At 37.6% G+C, this 18,176-nt stretch carries 14 protein-coding genes, 1 other RNA gene and 1 pseudogene; 13 read left to right on the top strand and 3 right to left on the bottom strand.

What is annotated here, in order from left to right:
• Window positions 1-29 precede the first annotated feature (29 nt).
• Window positions 30-569 carry a GNAT family N-acetyltransferase gene (locus CIN_RS06010; RefSeq protein WP_008854174.1) on the top strand — a complete coding sequence of 180 codons (540 nt, stop codon included), beginning with the start codon at window positions 30-32 and terminating at the stop codon, window positions 567-569.
• 22 nt (window positions 570-591) lie between these two features.
• On the opposite strand, the gene CIN_RS06005 is transcribed toward CIN_RS06010, so the two are convergent.
• Window positions 592-1,173, bottom strand: a complete 582-nt coding sequence (locus CIN_RS06005; protein ID WP_008854173.1) for a YqgE/AlgH family protein — start codon at window positions 1,171-1,173, stop codon at window positions 592-594.
• 394 nt (window positions 1,174-1,567) lie between these two features.
• On the opposite strand from CIN_RS06005, the gene CIN_RS06000 reads away from it, so the two are divergent.
• The 3 genes from CIN_RS06000 to CIN_RS05990 are packed head-to-tail and all read left to right on the top strand — an operon-like array spanning window position 1,568 to window position 4,000.
• On the top strand, window positions 1,568-2,326 hold the full coding sequence (locus CIN_RS06000) for an SDR family NAD(P)-dependent oxidoreductase (protein ID WP_008854172.1): 759 nt from the start codon (window positions 1,568-1,570) through the stop codon (window positions 2,324-2,326).
• Between the two features lie 32 nt (window positions 2,327-2,358).
• Window positions 2,359-3,513: a PPK2 family polyphosphate kinase gene (locus tag CIN_RS05995; protein ID WP_008854171.1), complete on the top strand. Its 1,155-nt coding sequence runs from the start codon at window positions 2,359-2,361 to the stop codon at window positions 3,511-3,513.
• Window positions 3,514-3,535: 22 nt separating this feature from the next.
• Entirely contained in the window at window positions 3,536-4,000 is a 465-nt protein-coding gene (locus tag CIN_RS05990; protein WP_040364033.1) for a DUF3465 domain-containing protein, read from the top strand.
• A gap of 21 nt (window positions 4,001-4,021) precedes the next feature.
• Here the strand turns inward: CIN_RS05990 and clpA are convergent.
• Window positions 4,022-6,332: pseudogene (gene clpA, locus CIN_RS05985) on the bottom strand (ATP-dependent Clp protease ATP-binding subunit ClpA).
• Between the two features lie 148 nt (window positions 6,333-6,480).
• Window positions 6,481-6,843 carry an ATP-dependent Clp protease adapter ClpS gene (gene clpS, locus CIN_RS05980; RefSeq protein ID WP_083813356.1) on the bottom strand — a complete coding sequence of 121 codons (363 nt, stop codon included), beginning with the start codon at window positions 6,841-6,843 and terminating at the stop codon, window positions 6,481-6,483.
• A gap of 471 nt (window positions 6,844-7,314) precedes the next feature.
• Here clpS and CIN_RS05975 point away from each other — a divergent pair, with 471 nt between their 5' ends.
• The 9 genes from CIN_RS05975 (at window position 7,315) to CIN_RS05935 (ending at window position 18,165) form a co-directional block, all read left to right on the top strand.
• Entirely contained in the window at window positions 7,315-8,355 is a 1,041-nt protein-coding gene (locus CIN_RS05975; RefSeq protein WP_370684119.1) for a D-alanyl-D-alanine carboxypeptidase family protein, read from the top strand.
• 122 nt (window positions 8,356-8,477) lie between these two features.
• Window positions 8,478-9,272 (top strand): type I methionyl aminopeptidase, encoded by a 795-nt coding sequence (gene map, locus CIN_RS05970; RefSeq protein WP_040364032.1) that lies wholly within the window; start codon window positions 8,478-8,480, stop codon window positions 9,270-9,272.
• A gap of 253 nt (window positions 9,273-9,525) precedes the next feature.
• The gene (locus tag CIN_RS05965) at window positions 9,526-11,190 is read left to right on the top strand and encodes a dihydroxyacetone kinase subunit DhaK (RefSeq protein ID WP_008854163.1); all 1,665 of its coding nucleotides are present in this window, start codon (window positions 9,526-9,528) and stop codon (window positions 11,188-11,190) included.
• Window positions 11,191-11,370: 180 nt separating this feature from the next.
• Window positions 11,371-12,447, top strand: a complete 1,077-nt coding sequence (locus CIN_RS05960; RefSeq protein WP_008854162.1) for an ATP-grasp domain-containing protein — start codon at window positions 11,371-11,373, stop codon at window positions 12,445-12,447.
• A gap of 398 nt (window positions 12,448-12,845) precedes the next feature.
• Complete coding sequence (locus CIN_RS05955) at window positions 12,846-13,682, top strand: hypothetical protein (protein WP_008854161.1); 837 nt, start codon at window positions 12,846-12,848, stop codon at window positions 13,680-13,682.
• Between the two features lie 125 nt (window positions 13,683-13,807).
• A complete protein-coding gene (gene ggt, locus CIN_RS05950) occupies window positions 13,808-15,613 on the top strand; it encodes a gamma-glutamyltransferase (RefSeq protein ID WP_040364031.1) in 1,806 nt (601 codons plus the stop codon).
• A gap of 63 nt (window positions 15,614-15,676) precedes the next feature.
• An RNA gene (ffs, locus tag CIN_RS11675) (signal recognition particle sRNA small type) lies at window positions 15,677-15,771 on the top strand.
• A 93-nt stretch (window positions 15,772-15,864) separates the two neighbouring features.
• Window positions 15,865-17,811, top strand: a complete 1,947-nt coding sequence (locus CIN_RS05940) for a DNA polymerase III subunit gamma/tau (protein WP_008854159.1) — start codon at window positions 15,865-15,867, stop codon at window positions 17,809-17,811.
• 30 nt (window positions 17,812-17,841) lie between these two features.
• On the top strand, window positions 17,842-18,165 hold the full coding sequence (locus CIN_RS05935) for a YbaB/EbfC family nucleoid-associated protein (protein WP_008854158.1): 324 nt from the start codon (window positions 17,842-17,844) through the stop codon (window positions 18,163-18,165).
• Window positions 18,166-18,176 lie beyond the last annotated feature (11 nt).

The raw sequence follows: 18,176 nt of genomic DNA, 5'->3' as shown, positions 1-18,176 counted from the left end.
AGATACGTAAATTCTATAAGAGGATAGGGATGACGGTAATCATAGAAAGATTAGAAAAACAACAACTTCAGATTCTACAACAAATTGCACGTCAGAGTTTTTATGAAACTTTTGCAGAGGTGAATAGTAAAGAGGATATGGATGCGTATCTAATGAATAATTTATCATTAGAACAGCTAAAGAAAGAAATGGATGAGCCATTATCTGCTTTTTATATGGCTAAGCTTGATCAGGTATATGTGGGATATTTAAAAGTTAATTTAGGTCATGCGCAGCATGAGTTCAAAGAAGATAATGCTTTAGAAATTGAAAGAGTATATGTTTTACAGAAATTTCATAGGAAAAAAGTTGGACAAGCATTATATGCTCATGCTTTTTCAATAGCCAAAGAAAAAGAGGTTGATTACGTATGGCTTGGTGTATGGGAGCATAATTACAAAGCTATGGCTTTTTATAAGAAAAACGGCTTTGTGCCTTTTAGCCAACATGAGTTTGTTTTAGGAACAGATCATCAAATTGATATTTTAATGAAGAAAGTATTAAAAGAGGATGTTAAATCCGGTGTGTAAGATTATAACATCCTTTTTATGATTAAGATTTACCTACAAAAAAAGATAATTTCCCAGGATCAATAGAAATAGAATGAAGCGCATCACGCCATTTTTGAGTGTAATGTGTGCTGAATAATAGGGTTTCATCACAAGGTGCTATGTGCCAAATACTATTTTTTAATTCCTCTTCTAATTGACCTGCTGACCAACTGGCATGTCCTAAGGCTAATAATGCATGTTTAGGCCCTTTTCCAATAGATAAGTCCCGCAGTACATCTAGGCTAGCATTGAGCATGACTTTGTCATTAACTGGGATGCAACCGTTTGTCTCCCAATCTGCTGAATGTAAAACTAATCCATGTGCATTTTCAATTGGGCCCCCCGCACTAATAGAGAAATGAGCTTCTTTAGGAATAGGGGGAATACCAATTTGTTGTAAGAGTTCATCTGGAGTAGGCTTGGTTAAATGACGGTTTACAATAATCCCCATTGCACCTTCTTGTGGAGAATATGCACAAAGAAATATTACCGTTTGTGCAAAAGGAGGAGTTGTAATAAATGGGCTAGCAATTAATAATTGACCAGCCAAACCATTTGTAAGATCAGAAAAATGCAAAGTCATTTTACCTTATTATAGAAGCAAAAAAGATATGAAGTTTTATTTTATGAGAATTATAATGTTTTTAAAAGGCTTTAAGTAAAATATCTTTAAAATCTTCTTTTTTATAAATTTAATATGACTTTTAGTATATGAATGGCAATGGAGAGAGTTAATTATTGAGATAATAATTTTAGTTTATTTTTTTATACACGATAAATATTATTGATAGTCTTTGTGATGTTATGAAAAATAAAACAACTATTTATGAATTTGTGATTATGAATATTAGGATTAGGAAAATAAAGTATTTTTTTAATACAGAGTAGATATAATGTTCAAATTATTTTTACTATAATAAAAGATTAGTAGTATCCTATACTGAAACGAAGGTTTTATTATAGTAAGGAACTATTCGATGACATGTAAAGGGATTGCTTTAGTTACGGGTGCTTCTGTTGGATTTGGTCGAGAAATTACCTGTCGTTTAGTTCGTGACGGGTATAAGGTGATTGCAGCAGCTCGCCGTAAAGAAAAATTAGAGCAGTTGGTAGCGCAATTTCCAGAAAGTATTTATCCAGTTGTAATGGATATGATGGATACTAAGGGCGTTGAACAATCAATAAACCAGTTGCCGACAGAGTGGCAGAATATTGATATTTTGGTGAATAACGCTGGGTTAGCTTTGGGGGTAGATCCTATTCCGAATATATCTTTACCTAGTTGGGATCAAATGGTTCAAACGAACATTGTTGGGCTAATTCATTTGACACAATATATAATCGGTGGAATGATAAAAAGACAGAAAGGACACGTTATTTCTCTTGGCAGTATTGCCGGTACATATCCATATCCAGGAGGAAACGTTTACGGTGCAACCAAAGCTTTTGTCGCGCAGTTTATGCTGAATTTAAAGACTGATTTATTGGGAACTCCTATTCGTGTTACGAATATAGAGCCGGGCCTTTGTGGAGGAACTGAATTTAGTGAAGTTCGGTTAAAAGATCATGAGAAAGCGAAAGATGTTTATGCAGGTACACAACCTTTAACTGCGCAAGATATTGCAGAAACGGTGTCTTGGGTCGTTGGGTTGCCTGCTCATGTGAATATTAATCGAATTGAGATGATGCCTGTATGTCAAGCCCCAGCAGGGGTAGCTGTTTCTAGAAAAAAATAAATTAATGAATAAATAAAAAATAGGAGCGTAAAATGATTGATAAATCCATCAGAGAAACATTAAGAACTAAATACCGTGTTGAAAATGGTAAAAAATTTAAATTAAATGATTTTGACCCAGCAGATACAGCAGGCCTCTCTTTATCTAAAAAAGAAGCAAAAAAAGCACTTAAACAACGTGTAAAACGCTTATCTGAATTACAAGAGCTTTTATATGCTAATTCCCAGCGTACTTTAATTGTTGCTTTGCAAGGCATGGATACTTCTGGAAAAGATGGTACAATCAAGCATGTAACTTCAGGAATTAATCCTCAAGGTATTTTTGTTGCTTCTTTTAAGCAGCCAGGCCCAGTTGAGCTTTCTCATGATTATTTATGGCGTGTCCATATGGCAATGCCTCCTGCTGGGAAAATTGGTATTTTTAATCGTAGTCATTATGAAGAGGTATTGGTTACAAAAGTGCATCCTGAGATTTTAGGTGCTCAACGTTTGCCTGCCAGTGTTACGGCAGATAAAGATTTCTGGGAACATCGATATGAAGATATTCGAAATTTTGAGACTTATGTGCATCGTCAAGGGCATAGTATAATCAAAATTTTCTTGAATATTTCTAAAGAGGAACAGCGTTTACGTCTTTTATCTCGTTTAGATCTATCGGAAAAACAATGGAAGTTTTCTCCAAGTGATCCAAAAGAAAGAAAATTTTGGGAACAATACCAAGATGTGTATCAAGAAGCTGTTGAAGCTACCGCGGCACCTCATGCGCCTTGGTTCGTTGTTCCTGCCAATAATAAATGGTTTGCTCGTCTTGTCGTTGTCGAGCTGATGATTGCAGAGCTTGAAAAATTTGAAATGGTTGCACCTAAACCTAATCCGGAGGTTTTGGCATCTTTGAATCTATTAAAAGAGGAGTTAGGGGGAAATCCTGATAAAAAGCTTCTTGTTAAAGAAAAACAAGAGAAAATTGTTAGTGAGTCTAGCCCTGAAGTATTGGCTTCTTTGCGGATTATTAAGGATAAGCTGAATAGCGATCCTCAATTAAAAGAAATGATCAAAGAGAAAAAAGAGGAAATTAAAAAAACGTCTACTCCAGAAGAGTTACAGTCTTTGCGTTTATTTAAAGAAGAGTTAGGCGCTGCGGAGGCAGATGCAAAAAAAACAAAAAAGGTTAAGAAAGATAAAAAATAAATTAAACTATCGTTCTAAATAGATGTTTTTTCGATATATTATACGCTTTATTGCGTTGTATTGTTTAGTTTTTGCCAGTGTCATAGCATTGGCAAAAGATCCTGTTAGTGCTTGTAATAATCAAGGTTTTTTACAAGCACAGCAGATTTTTAAGAATAATTCATATTTTCCCTCAAAAGCGGACGTTCCTGTTCATGTTTGTGGGAAAGTCATTGCACTCTCTAAGGCGCGTTATACACGAAGTGGGGAGCATGGATATTTTTATTTAAATATTGGTTCTGGGGTTTCTATTCGTATTGTAAGCAACCTTGATGAAATGAATGCGCCGTCATGGCCATGGGTTCATAAAGGGGATTATGTCGAAGTCGTTGGACGTTATTATTATGATAACCCCAGACGTCAAGGTGTTGACTGGACACATAAAGGAACTAGTCGTAAATGGCCACATTCAGGATATGTAATGATTAATGGCGTTAAATACGACTAGTTATTGAGTAAAAGCAGAGTTTTAAGATGCTTCTAATTCTGCTTTTTTCTTAACTTTACGTTTTGGGGCAGGATTGGGGTGATATTTAAATGTTAAGTGATCATCTTTTGTATGAATTTCAACGTTTCCACCACGAATAAGCTTACCAAATAAGATTTCATCAGCTAATGGTTTGCTGATATGATCTTGGATAACTCTGCCCAGAGGTCTGGCACCATAGACAGCGTCATATCCATGTTTAATTAACCAATCTTTGGCACTGTTGGATAAAGTTAAGATAACTTGTTGTGCAGATAATCTGTCTTGCAGTTCATGAATAAACTTGTTGACTACTTTACTGATGGTTGTTTCTGACAGAGCAGCAAATGGAACGATTGCATCGAGACGATTTCTAAATTCAGGAGAGAACGTGTCTTTAAGCGCTTCGTTATTATCAACATTAACATGATTATTAATAAACCCAATGGCAGGTTTGCTGAATTCTGCAGCACCAGCATTGGTTGTCATGATAATAATCGTATTTCTAAAGTTAATCGTTTTGCCATTATGATCTGTTAAAGATCCATGATCCATTACTTGTAATAAGATATTATAAATATCAGTATGTGCTTTTTCAATTTCATCAAGCAATAATACACAATGAGGATGTTGATCAACGAAATCTGTTAATAATCCACCTTGATCAAACCCAACATAACCAGGAGGAGCCCCAATCAGTCTGGAAACTGAATGTTTTTCCATATATTCAGACATATCAAAGCGAATGAGTTTAATCCCTAAGACTTCTGCAAGTTGACGAGCTACTTCTGTTTTTCCTACTCCCGTAGAGCCACAGAATAAATAGCTTCCAATAGGCTTTTCAGGAGAGCGCAAGCCTGCTCTGGAGAGTTTAATCGCAGAGGCAAGAATATCAATAGCAGGATCTTGCCCAAAGATTGCTTTCTTTAATTTAGCATCAATTTGTTTTAATGCTTTTTTGTCATCAGAAGAAATTGTCTTTTCTGGGATTTTTGTCAGTTTAGAAATTGTCTTTTCAATATCATTGACGGTAATAATTTTTTCTTTTGGTTTTAGGGAGGAGCGCTTGGATCGCACCAACCTCATCGATAATATCTAGTGCTTTATCGGGGAGTTTACGGTCATGGATATATTTAATAGACAACGTTACCGCAGTTTTAATGGCATCTTTGGTATAAGAAACATTATGATATTTTTCATAATTTTCTTTTAGTCCTAAAAGAATTTGAAAAGTATCTTCTGCAGAAGGCTCTACAACGTCAATTTTTTGAAAGCGCCTGACTAAGGCATGATCTTTTTCAATATGTTGACGATATTCTTTATAGGTTGTTGAGCCAATGCAACGCAAGCTACCTTCTGCTAAAGCAGGCTTTAAGAGATTAGATGCGTCTAAAGACCCATTAGATGTTGATCCAGCACCAACAATCGTATGAATTTCATCAATAAAAAGAATAGCATTTTCTTCATTTTGTAAGGCTTGGATAATGGCTTTTAATCGCTCTTCAAAATCGCCTCTATAGCGTGTTCCAGCCATTAAAATCCCCATATCCAAAGCATAGATCTTACAATTCTCTAAAATAGTGGGAACATTTTCTTGGGTAATTCTTAGTGCTAGACCCTCGACTATTGCGGTTTTTCCAACTCCAGGATCACCGACTAATAAAGGGTTATTTTTCGTACGACGGCATAAAATTTGTATTGTACGTTCGACTTCAGCATCACGACCAATAAGAGGATCAATTGATCCTGCAATTGCTTTCTCATTTAAGTTAACACAATATTGCTTTAAAGGATTGTCGTTTTGATTTTGCTGTCCTTGTTCTTCAAGGAAAAAGTCTTCCAAGTCATCATTTTCTTCAGATGTATATGGATGAGAGGAAGTGTTTTTTGTAATTCGATGAGCAATGTAATTTAAAACATCTAATTTTGTTAAATTTTGAGTTTGTAAAAAGTAAACTGCATGACTTTCATGTTCTGAGAATAAAGCAACAATAACATTAGCAGCACTTACATCTTGAGCATCATTTGATTGGACGTGGATGCTGGCACGTTGAATAACCCGTTGGAATGCTGTTGTTGGTTTAGGTTGTGTATCTGTTGTTGTCGTTAAAATAGATAAGTCATTTTGAATAAAATATTGAATATCATGACGGAGTTGTTGCACATTAATACGACAAGCGTTAAATATAGCGATAGCGTCAGGGTCTTCTGTTAACCCATAAAGAAGGTGTTCTAGGGTAGCATATTCGTGATGATATTTCCCAGCTAATTCAAAAGCCCGGCGTATGGAATGCTCTAAATTGTTGGATAACACAATATAATACCTTTTATAACTAGCAAGACGCGTAACTATATTTATTCTATTGCAAGAAAATTATTTTTCCAACTTTATTTTATATAGATGTGCCTTAATCTATGTTAAAGAAAATGTTACGATGAGTGTCTAAATAGATAAACAGGTTTTATTCTTTTTCAAGGATACATTGTAAAGGATATTGATTCTGTCTTGCAAATTGAATGACTTGTGTTTGTTTCATTTCTGCAATTTCATAAGTATAAAGACCACAATTGGCACTACCATTATGATGAATATCTAACATAATTTGCATGGCATCATCATTGTTTTTTTGGAAAATAGCTTCCAGAATATAAACAACAAAATCCATTGGTGTAAAATCATCATTTAACATAATAACTTTATACATAGGAGGTTTTTTCGTTTGGTGTAATGACGCTGCTTTTGTTTCATCCAATGTTGGAGAATCGACACAATTAGAAAGGCTATTGTGAAAAATAAGTGAGTAGAGTGGTGCAAAAACAGACATATTTAAACGAATACTTCAAAATGAAGAGTGGAAAGAATTAAACTTTTAATCTGAGCCAAAAGAGGTAAAGCATATCTACCCATCATTTTCAAGGGATTATTCTTTTGTAAAAATCCAATAATTCGTTGAAAAATCATCTAAATGGCAAGATTTATCATAAAATCCTATTTTTATGTCACAATTATTTCTTATTCATGTAGTTTAAATATAGGCAGTATCTTATTGTAATTTATATTTTTATTATATTCTCTGATTGATAGAAAACGATTAAAATGATAACGTTAAAAAAATTATAGACCGATGTAGGAAATGTTGTTTGTAAACGTGAAATAGTATGTCGCATCGGGTTGTGTGTGCTAAAATCTAAATAATTCATTTGTCTTTGATTGTTGTGGCGTATAGGGGAGCAAAGTGACAGGGTATATTTCTAATTGTAATAAATATGTTTTGATTAAGAAACGATTTTCAATCGTGAGGTCATTACTAAAAATTAAAAAAACAAAAGTAGCAAAGGCTGTTGCTTTCTCAGTATCTCTTAGTTCTTTCTTTTTGTCCCCATTGGCACACGCACAATATGTAGGAAGAGTTAGTACAATCGTTACCGATATTAACGGTGATGTTATTTCTAAAGATGATCCTGATTTGCAACGTTATCCTGCCAGTTTAACGAAGATGATGACGTTATATATGACGTTTCGTGCGTTACACGCAAATGCAATTTCATTGGACCAACGGATTCCTGTTTCAATTCATGCAGCTTCGATGGAGCCTTCAAAGCTTGGTTTACGACCAGGATCAATGATTACGATCCGTGAAGCTGTTTTAGGGTTAGTTACGAAATCTGCAAATGATGCTGCTTGTGCATTAGGTGAGTTTATAGGCGGTGGTGATGAAGCTCGTTTCGCTCAAATGATGACTCAGCAAGCGAGAGTGATCGGAATGAGCAGATCTACTTTCAGAAATGCTTCTGGGCTTCCTAATCCAGATCAGGTGACGACAGCAAGAGATATGGCAACATTAGCTCGTCATTTAGTGTTAGATTATCCTGAATATTATCCGTTTTTTAGAACGCCGTCTTTTAATTTTCGTGGTCGTAATATTCCTAATCATGATCCGCTTATCAGAGGGTATGCAGGGGCTGATGGGTTGAAAACGGGTTATACTGCTGCGGCTGGGCATAACTTGGTTGGTTCTGCTGTTCAGGGAAATGTTCGATTAGTAGGCGTTGTAATGGGTGCTCCTAGCAATGGTCGACGGAATACGATTATGATGAATGCGCTTGATAATGGGTTTGCAAAGCATGGCATTGCTCCTGCAGAGAGGCCAATGGTTTTAGCTAGAGCAACACCACGTGGGCGTAAACGTTCTAATGTAATTTTAGCTAAAGCAACACGATCTTCCAGAGGGAGGACTGTTGAGGTTGCTCAACTTCCAACGAAGAAAGCAAAAGCTTCGTCTGTAAAACGTACCACCCATAGTAGTAGTGCTGTTAAAAAACAGAAGAAAAGATAAATCTATTTTGTAGACTGTAACAATCTACAGAAATGTTATTAAGAATGAGTTTACCTTGCCCAACTAATATGTATTATTAGTTGGGTATTTTATTTTATAGATTATTGAAACTGGAGACTAACATGGCTGATCGACGGATGGTATTTCATACCCAAGAAGATTTCGTTGGGTTAAGAGCCGCTGGACGTTTGGCGGCTGAAACGTTGGATATGATTACCCCTTTTGTCAAAGAAGGGGTAACAACAGAAGAGTTGAATACAATTATCCATGAATATACGCTTAAACATGGGGCGATCCCAGCTCCTTTGAATTATAGAGGCTTTCCCAAGTCTTGTTGTATTTCTATTAATCACGTTGTGTGTCATGGGATTCCTGGTGATCGCCGTTTAATGAATGGAGATATTTTAAATATTGATGTGACCCCAATCCTAGATGGTTGGTATGGTGATAGCAGCCGTATGTATGTTGTTGGTAAAGCATCTCGTTTAGCGCAACGGCTTATTGATGTAACGTATGAGTCATTGGTGCGTGCGATTAAAGAAGTTAAACCAGGAAATACATTGGGTGATATTGGATATGTCATTCAAGAATATGCCGAGGCTCAACGTTTTTCAGTGGTAAGAGATTTTTGTGGTCATGGTATTGGTCGTGTATTTCATCAAGAGCCTAATGTTTTGCATTATGGTAAAAGAGGACATGGGCTAGAATTAAAACCTGGGATGGTTTTTACCATTGAACCAATGTTGAATGTAGGAAAACCAGACGTTAAAATCTTAGATGATGAATGGACAGCAGTAACGCGTGATCGTTCTTTAAGTGCCCAGTTTGAGCATATGATGGGAGTTACTGAAGATGGGTGTGAAGTCTTTACATATTCTCCAACAGGAATGAATCAGCCGCCTTATGAAGAGAAATAATAACTTTATATCAATATGATAAAAAGGGGAGTGGTTATTCACTCCTTTTTTTATTCCTTAATAGGATAAATATTGTGCTATTTTAGCATAAAGGGAAACTTCTATTATTACCTGATTATTGTCAAAAAACAAGGAAATAACTGGCAAAAATATATTTTTTCACAGAATCTTGAATAGCATCTTGTCACGACTATTTGCCTTGGTGCATAGTAGAAACAGTTATTTAAAATTTTTCCAACGTAAGGGATGGATCATGTCGAATTTCTTTTTTAATGATCGTACAGCGCTTGTAAATGATGCTATTGAAGGATCTTTAGTTACAGCACCACATAAAAATCTTGCTAAGTTAGATACGGATCCATCGATGCGTATTGTGGTGCGTAACGATTGGGACAAGAAAAAAGTAGCCGTTGTTTCTGGTGGTGGTGCAGGGCATGAACCTGCTCACGTTGGATTTGTTGGAAAAGGAATGTTGACCGCTGCAGTTTGTGGTGACTTGTTTGCATCTCCTAGTGTTGACGCTGTATTAACAGCTATTATCGCTGTAACAGGTGAAGCTGGTTGTTTGTTAATTATTAAAAATTATACAGGTGATCGTCTTAACTTTGGATTAGCTGCTGAAAAAGCAAAACAACTTGGCTATAAAGTAGAAATGGTTATCGTTCGTGATGATATTTCTTTGCCAGATAATAAACAACCTCGTGGAATTGCTGGAACAGTTTTTGTTCATAAAATGGCTGGTTATGCTGCAGAAGCAGGACATTCTTTGGCAGAAGTTAAAGAATTTGTTGATCATGCAAATCAACAGGTATCCAGTATTGGTGTTGCAATGTCTGGATGTCATTTGCCTCAAGCACAAAGTGATGCACAACGTATTCCTGAAGGTTCTATCGAAGTTGGTTTAGGGATTCACGGTGAACCAGGTGCTAGCACTGTTGCGACACAAAATAGTCGTGCAGTGATTGATTTAATGTTATCTAAATTAACACCACATATTAAAAATGATGCTCGCGTCGCAGTGATGGTGAATAATCTAGGTGGTGTTTCAGCTCTTGAAATGGCGATCTTAACCAAAGAATTATATCATAGTGCATTAGCTCCACAAATCTCTTGGATTGTTGGGCCAGCACTGGTTGTTACCGCGTTAGATATGAAAGGCTTCTCTTTAAGCTTACTCGTATTAGATGAAAAGATTGAAAAAGCATTAACAGCACCGACAGAAGCGTCTTCTTGGATTCATGCTGTTCAACCACAAAAAATGCCAGTCGTTTCTATGGAAACTGTTGAAACAAAAGTTCAATATACAGCATCTTCAAATGAAGTTGCAGGTAAAGTTGTTGATGTTGTTACCCAAACCTTAAGTGATCTTGAAGATGAATTAAATGATTTAGATGCTAAAGTAGGTGATGGGGATACAGGTGCAACATTTGCTGCGGGTGCTCGTGGTGTTGCCGCATTGTTAAAAGCAAAAGACCTTCCATTAGCTGATCTTTCTAAATTATGTTTAGTTGTTGGTGAACGCTTGGCTGTGGTTATGGGTGGATCAAGTGGCGTGTTGATGTCTATCTTCTTTACTGCGACGGGGCAAAAAATTGCAGAAGGTAAATCTTTATCTGAAGGTTTATTAGCTGGCTTAAAACAAATGAAGCATTATGGTGGCGCTGATTTGGGTGACAGAACCATGATCGATGCATTACAACCTGCCTTGGAAGCATTCGCAAAAAGCAATAGCCTTGAAGCAGCAACGCAAGCAGCGGTTCAAGGTGCAGATAATACTTCAAAATCCACTAAAGCAAATGCTGGTCGTTCTTCTTACTTGAACAGTGATAGCTTGGCTGGAAATGCAGATCCAGGTGCGGTAGCTGTTGCACGTGTATTCGAAGCATTGCTTGGTCAATGTGGTGATTTAAGTCAATAAGATTAAGTAGTCTTCTATTTAAATTATTAAGAAAAGGCTGTGTTGTATAGAAAGCAACATAGCCTTTTTTGTTTTTTATTTAATTGAAAAGATAAGAAGGCAGTCAAATAATTTTTATATGACTCAATTAATTATTTAGAGCTATGCTAACTACAATTTGTATCAAAATGGAGAATTGTAATGTCAGGTAAAAATATAGCACTTTTATATCAAGCATTATCGCCTCCTGTGATTGATGGACTACGTAAAGATGGGAAACCAGGAGGATATTCAGATGGTGGTGCAGATATTGCTTTTACTCTGCAACAACACCATCGTTCGGTGATAACTCCAAGTAATAATCCTTCTGCACAAGTTGTTTTTGATTGGGTTTTTCCTGATACACAAGAAGGGATAGACGCGGCATTAAAAGCAGGGGCGACACATCTTTGGTTAAATACTGTTTTATTTGAAGGGCATCCGATTGAGAGAGTGCCAGCCACGATTTATAAAATTGGCCAGACAACCAAGGGCATGCAACGCTTTGATGATAAATTTGAAACCAATTATTTGTTAAGTCAAAGAAACTTACCAGTTGCACAGTCTTATTTGGTTGGAGAGCAAGTTCACGCTGGGATTTTGTCTTTATCGGAGTTGCAAAAGAAAATAGAACAAGGTCAGATGAGTTTTCCTTTGGTGGTCAAACCTGTGCGTGGCAGGGGTAGCCAAGGGGTGAGTGTAGTTCACGACTTTTCGCATCTAAAAACGACGCTTGAACAGTTACAACAAGAACAAAAATTCGGTTCTTACTTTATGGTAGAGGAATTACTAGAAGGCAAAGAAATTACCTTAACCATTATGCCTCCGATTAAAGGTTCAGATCGTTGGGAAGCACATTCTAATTATTGGGCATTACGTCCTGTGCATCGTTTTAATCAAAAAGATTATATTGCGCCTTATAATGGCGATACGCCTGTAACAGAAAATAGTGCTGCGATTAGTGTAACAGAGTTACAATCTGTGGAAATGCAAGCGATTGTTCAAGCGTGTGTGAAGGCTGCTGAAATTGTAGAGGCCAGAGCCCCCATTCGTATTGATTGCCGTGCGAATAAAGCAGGAATATTCAAGATTTTTGATTTAAATATGAAACCGAACATGACAGGTGCAGGTCGTCCAGGCAGAGAAAAACAAGATTGCTTGTCCATGATTTCCGTCAGAGCAGAAGGATGGGAGTTTATAGACTTGTTGGATATGATGATTGCGAGTTCTTGGCGTTGAGATAATTGTTTTTTACGAGTCGATAAAAAATAAAAACGCCATGATCATGCCAACAATGAATATGATAAAAGCAATCAAGGATAGATAAGTATAATAAAGGTAAAAAGTGGCAATGATTAAAGGGGTTAAGATATAAATAAGATAGATGAAGACGCCTGCGCCCACTAAATAAATAATGAGTTCAATATTCGAAATAATGACATCAAGTATAAATAAAATGGCTTTGCCACTATAGCCCAAGATACGTAAGAAAATATTTGTCTTTTTCATGTTGAAATTAACGGGTGTAAATCAAAGAGTAATAGAGGAATTTTATTGTTGTATTCGTTTACTATACCCTTCCAGCAGTATCAAAAACTAGATGTATAGGAAATATTAGTACAAGTGGAGAATAAAAAATGAAATCTTATGCCATAGGAACAACATTCATATTCTGTTTGGGGCTAACCGCTTGTGGTCCTAATATCTTCTATATTCCTGTTGATAATCAATTAGGAAATGCCAAACCTTTATCCAAAACTGACGACACCATTAGAGTCATCGTCCCTGAGAAACTTACTCAATATGTCACAAAAGCTCGTAGTAATGACTCAGATTGGAGAAAAAATGGTGATATAGCACAATATATAATGATTGGAAAAGTTGATACGGAAGAACGATTACAAGCATTAGGATATCAGTTAACAGATACAGGGTTTCATGCTGGGGGAGGGGAGGAATCTAAATCTATTGAATGGTTAGATAGTCAAGGAAATTCTCAAAAGACAATGACAAAAGGAGGGCAGCCTAACGTCATTGCGATGATAGATTCTGGGGTATTAAAGACCTATGATCAGACCTATACATGGCAGGTACCGATTGCCAGTAATCCCAATACGGGACAACCCACCATGTGGGATACCAAGGGACAAACGGTCACGATGCATCTCATCTATTATAAAATAAAAATCGTCAGACCTATCGGAAAAGATAATCCTCTCTTTACCTGTAATAATTCATCACTTAGTACAAATTTATGTGTTTATTCTGATAATCCCTCTAATTATGAAACGATATTCGAGGGCTATGGCACTATGGATACGAATGCCAAAGATCCTGCTTATATAGAGGATCATTTAGCGTCTTCAGTTTTATATCAATATCCTACCCTTTTAGGCAAAAAGCGTGTCTATCAAATTAGTCAAATATATCCACAAGTGACCAAAGTCACGGAGGCTCCTGATGATCAGAAATAGTTATGTTAACCAGACTTAATTGTTGTTACTCTAGACAGCGTTATACAGAATAGACTAGTATTTCTGGAATAGATGGAATTTAATTATATCAAGAAAGAATTGCCGTGGAAAAGATTTCTCCGAAAATGAAACGACGTGTTTTACAATCTGCCTTTGGTGCATTGCTGTTGTCAGGCAGCTGTTTTTCGGTTGCTGCTTATGCGCAAGCAGGAAATGGTGCTGATGCTTTGGCATTTGGTGGAACGCCTGCTGAAAATATTCCAACACAACCTGTTGCTGCTTATAATGGGATGGTTGTATCTGCCAGCGATTTGGCTGCCAAAGTTGGCGCACAAGTTTTAAAAGACGGTGGAAATGCTGCGGATGCTGCGGTTGCTGTGGCATATGCAATGGCGGTCACTTATCCTGCTGCGGGGAATATTGGTGGGGGTGGTTTTTTAACCATTCGCTTGCCTAATGGTGAGGCTCATTTTGTTGATTTTCGTGAAAAAGCCCCCAGTGCTGCCACAGAAAAAATGTATCAAGATAAAGATGGTAAAGTTATTCCAAACGCGTCTGTTCTTGGATGGAAAGCGGTTGGTGTTCCTGGAACCGTGGCAGGGATGGAGCTGGTTCGTGAAAAATGGGGCAGCAAATCCAGAGCTGACTTGATTGAGCCTGCGATTAAACTTGCAAAAGATGGGTATGTTTTAACCAAAGAAGATGTTGAATTACTTTCAACCTCTACGTCTGATTTTGCAAAAGATCCAGAAGCAGCAAAGATTTTCTTAAAAGCAGATGGCACGCCTTGGAAAGTTGGGGATGTATTCCGTCAAGAAGATTTGGCAAGAACGCTGAAATTGATTGCTGAAAAAGGCAATGATGCGTTTTACAAAGGTAAAATCGCCAAAGAAATCGTTGCAGCGAGTGCAAAGCATGGTGGTATTTTACAAATGAAAGATTTTGCATCATATCAACCGCGTATTATGCAACCATTAACTTGTTCTTATCGTGGATATACGATTGATACAGCACCTCCTCCAAGTGGCGGTGGGGTGGCTTTATGTGAAATGTTAAATATCATTTCGGGCTATGATATGCATAAACTTGGATTGCAAACCTTACCTTCTGCTCAAAGAGAAATCGAAGCAATGCGTCGTGCTTACTCTGATCGTCGTGATTTAGGCGATCCTGCGTTTGTTAAAAATGATATTGAACGTTTTTTAAATCTACAATATGCAGCAGATGTTCGTAAAACTCTGAATTTCAAACAAGCGGTTAATTCTGCAGCATTGGTTCCAGGGCAAGTGGCATTGGCTAAAAATGTTAAACCTGGTGTTACACAAACACACGAGAAACATGAAACGACTCATTTCTCTATTATCGATAAAAACGGTATGGCTGTGTCTATGACTTATACCTTAAATGGTTGGTTTGGTGCTCGTGTAGTTGCTGGAAATACAGGAATCGTCATGAATGACGAAATGGATGATTTTGCTACGGCAGCAGGTCAAGCCAATATGTATGGGATTGTTGGAAGCAAAGCCAATGCCATTGCACCAGGTAAAACGCCTTTATCCTCTATGACTCCAACCATTATTTCCAAAGATAATCAACCATTTATGGTTATTGGCAGCCCTGGTGGATCTCGTATTCCTACAATCGTTTTATCTGTGTTAACTGGCGTTATTGATTACGATTTGAATATTCAACAAGCGATTAATTTACCTCGCATTCATCAACAATGGGAACCTGTTCCTGTGCAGTTAGAATTTAATGCGTTAAGTCCTGTGGTGCGTGAAGAATTAAAGAAAAAGGGATATCCTCTGGATTTATACTCTACGTGGGGGATTGCAGAGGGTATTGTTGTCGGTAAAGATAAAGATGGAAAACGTATTTATTATGGTGGTACGGACTATCGTCATCCAGGCGGTGCCGCTGTTGGAGAATAATTTTTCATAAAATGAAAAAAAAGACTTGTCATCCACCCCACCTTTTATGCTAGAAGAGGGGTGGGAAGTCACAAATGGACGAATACCTTGCGAACTCGGTCAGATCCGGAAGGAAGCAGCCATCGTGAGTATCGTTCGGGTCATTTGTGGCTTGCCACCTTTGAAAGAGATTTCCTTTATAAGCAAGGGTAAGGATGCAGGTCTTTATTTAAATTGCCTGCTTTTGTTATTTTATTTCCTGGAATGAGTTGATGACAGATCTTCCGGACGAGAATTTTCCTTTACCTGACGAGACACAATCCGCTGGTTTATTTGAAGATTTGCCGCAAACACCACCACCAACTGTTGAAAAATCTTATCGTGTTCTTGCACGTAAATATCGCCCCCAAAATTTTGATGATTTAATTGGCCAAGAAGCAATGGTCAGAACCATGCGCAATGCGTTTGCCATGGGACGAGTTGCACATGCGTTTATGTTGACGGGTGTGCGTGGGGTTGGAAAAACAACGACGGCTCGGATTATTGCTCGAGCGTTAAACTGTGTCGGGGAAGATGGCCAAGGTGGTCCTACGGCTGATCCTTGTGGAGTTTGTCCGAACTGTAAAGCGATTTTGGCTGATCGTCATCCTGATGTGTTGGAAATTGATGCCGCCTCTCATACAGGGGTAGATGATGTCAGAGAGATTATTGAAGGCTCTCGTTTCCGTCCTTTACAAGCACGGATGAAAGTATACATCATCGATGAAGTCCATATGTTATCTCGTAATGCATTTAATGCATTATTAAAAACGTTAGAAGAACCTCCTGAACAAGTTACTTTTATCTTTGCAACGACAGAAATCCGTAAAGTTCCAGTCACTGTTTTATCGCGTTGTCAGCGTTTTGATTTACGACGTGTGCCGCAAGAGCAATTACAAGATCACTTTACAAAATTGGCTGAGTTAGAGAATGTCTCTATCGCCCCAGAGGCCATTAATCTTATTGCCAGAGCTGCGGATGGATCGGTTCGAGATGGGTTGTCTTTGTTAGATCAAGCTATTGCACAAAGAGATGGCGATGCAGATGCTGGACAAATTGAAGCCTCTACCGTTTCTGAAATGTTGGGCTTTGCAGATCGTGCATTAATGTTTGATTTATTCACAGCAATGATGGCTGGAAAGCCAGATCAAGTCTTAGAGCTTACCGATCAAGCTTATGCCAGTGGTGCAGATTTAGGAGTATTGCTGACTGATTTATTAGATCTTGTGCATTTACTCTCAAGAATAAAATCCGTGCCAGCGTTAAGAAATAGTGCTGAATTATCAGAATTAGAACGTGTTCAAGGTGGGGAGCTATCAGATAAATTGTCCGTGCCTGTTTTAGGGCGCACATGGCAAATGCTGCTTAAAGGAACGCGTGAAGTTGATATGGCACCTAATCGAAAAGCTGCTGTGGAAATGGTGCTTATTCGTTTATGTTATGTTTCTGATCTCCCGTCTCCTGATGAGTTGATTAAGCAAATTAAAAATGGTGGTGGCACTCCACAAATGGGTGGAGGCAAACCTTCAGCTCTTTCATCGCCTTCTGCTTCATCAACAGCGTCATTATCCTCTTCTGCTCAAGGTGGAGGGGACGCATTTTTATATGCTGTTGGTCAAAACAGTGCGGTTTCTGCTGGGTATCCTCAAGGAGAGGTTGCTCAAGCCTATGCTGTTCCAGAAGTGCAAGAAGAAGCAGAGCCTGTTCATGAAAAAACAACATGGCAGACCTGGCGTGAAGTGGTCGTTTTTGTTAAGGAAAAACAGGAACGTTTATTACATGCACATTTGCGAAATCTTGTGCATTTAGTTAAATTCGCACCGCCAATGATTGAATTTAGGGTAGAGGATAAAGCACCGAATAATCTAGCACAGCAACTTTCTAAACTGCTTAATACTTATTCGACGCAGCGTTGGACGATTGTGTTGTCTCAACATCAAGGGGAGCCCTCTTTGATGGAGCAAGAAGCAATACAAGCAGAAGCAGATTTAAAAGAGGTAGGACAAGATCCATTTATTTTAGGGATTTTAAAAATATTTCCAGGTGCAAAGCTTGGGAATCTTGTCAATCCTCAGCTAGATGAGTATGGTCTATTTCCAGAAGATATTTCATCAATGGATGATGATGACGGGGCAATGCGTTTTGATGAAGACATTCCACCTTATGATCCTGATGAATAAGATGATTTTAACCAATGGAGTTTATAAAGTATGAAAAATTTTGCTAATCTTATGAAACAAGCATCACAAATGCAAAGTAAAATGAGTGAAATGCAAGGGAAATTGGCGTTGATTACTGTTGAAGGCTCCTCTGGTGCTGGAATGGTAACCGTTGAGTTGGCCGGTAAAGGGGAAATGAAATCGATTAAAATTGATCCTAAACTTGCTGATGCGAATGAAATGGAAATGTTACAAGATTTAATCGTTGCAGCTTATACCGAAGCACGTCGTCAATTGGATGAAAAAACTAAAGAAGAAATGCAAAAAGTAACAGGTGGATTGAATCTTCCAGAAGGGTTAAATTTGCCATTTTAATGGATTATATA

Origin of the sequence: Commensalibacter intestini A911 (assembly GCF_000231445.1) — a bacterium.
GTDB classification, from domain to species: Bacteria; Pseudomonadota; Alphaproteobacteria; order Acetobacterales; family Acetobacteraceae; genus Commensalibacter; species Commensalibacter intestini.
This window is presented reverse-complemented; position numbering and strand designations above follow the sequence as displayed.

Coding starts and splice junctions, on each gene's coding strand:
- CIN_RS06010 (WP_008854174.1), top strand. CDS start 30: ATGACGGTAATCATAGAAAGATTAGAAAAACAACAACTTCAGATTCTA.
- CIN_RS06005 (WP_008854173.1), bottom strand. CDS start 1,173: ATGACTTTGCATTTTTCTGATCTTACAAATGGTTTGGCTGGTCAATTA.
- CIN_RS06000 (WP_008854172.1), top strand. CDS start 1,568: ATGACATGTAAAGGGATTGCTTTAGTTACGGGTGCTTCTGTTGGATTT.
- CIN_RS05995 (WP_008854171.1), top strand. CDS start 2,359: ATGATTGATAAATCCATCAGAGAAACATTAAGAACTAAATACCGTGTT.
- CIN_RS05990 (WP_040364033.1), top strand. CDS start 3,536: ATGTTTTTTCGATATATTATACGCTTTATTGCGTTGTATTGTTTAGTT.
- clpS (WP_083813356.1), bottom strand. CDS start 6,843: ATGTCTGTTTTTGCACCACTCTACTCACTTATTTTTCACAATAGCCTT.
- map (WP_040364032.1), top strand. CDS start 8,478: ATGGCTGATCGACGGATGGTATTTCATACCCAAGAAGATTTCGTTGGG.
- CIN_RS05965 (WP_008854163.1), top strand. CDS start 9,526: ATGTCGAATTTCTTTTTTAATGATCGTACAGCGCTTGTAAATGATGCT.
- CIN_RS05960 (WP_008854162.1), top strand. CDS start 11,371: ATGTCAGGTAAAAATATAGCACTTTTATATCAAGCATTATCGCCTCCT.
- CIN_RS05955 (WP_008854161.1), top strand. CDS start 12,846: ATGAAATCTTATGCCATAGGAACAACATTCATATTCTGTTTGGGGCTA.
- ggt (WP_040364031.1), top strand. CDS start 13,808: ATGAAACGACGTGTTTTACAATCTGCCTTTGGTGCATTGCTGTTGTCA.
- CIN_RS05940 (WP_008854159.1), top strand. CDS start 15,865: ATGACAGATCTTCCGGACGAGAATTTTCCTTTACCTGACGAGACACAA.
- CIN_RS05935 (WP_008854158.1), top strand. CDS start 17,842: ATGAAAAATTTTGCTAATCTTATGAAACAAGCATCACAAATGCAAAGT.